Source organism: Pseudoalteromonas sp. AWM4_233, assembly GCF_056158285.1.
The window spans coordinates 6,021-6,404 of record NZ_JBSWSZ010000151.1; the positions used below are offsets into that span (position 1 = coordinate 6,021).

1 protein-coding gene is annotated in these 384 nt (G+C 40.6%); it reads right to left on the reverse strand.

Annotated features, from left to right (window positions below):
- Positions 1–24 precede the first annotated feature (24 nt).
- Positions 25–315, reverse strand: coding sequence for a hypothetical protein (locus ACXAC4_RS27890; RefSeq protein WP_475168566.1), 291 nt, complete (start codon positions 313–315; stop codon positions 25–27).
- Positions 316–384 lie beyond the last annotated feature (69 nt).

Sequence of the window (384 nt, forward strand, 5' to 3'; positions counted from 1 at the left end):
TAAGCAAATACGTATTGCTAAAGGTTAACGACGGTTAGATTCACCTCTTACACAGCACCTCACACCTTTAAATGTGGCTTGCCAAAGCGCAATATGATCATCACGCGTAGAGAGCATATAAATTGGTGTTTTTACCTTGCTCAAATCAATTTTAGTACCACGAATACTGATCGCTTTTGGCTCTACCAGCTTGTTTTCTAGATAGAGGTTACGCAGCATAAAATTATGACATGCTGCAGTCAGGTTGGTACTGTCACCATTCCAGTAAAGCAGGTCCATATTCATAGGCGCTTTGCCTTTGAGGTAATTATTCACATAATAATTCCAGTACAGGCTGTTTTCTCAGGTGCTGTGTAAGAGGTGAATCTAACCGTCGTTAACCTT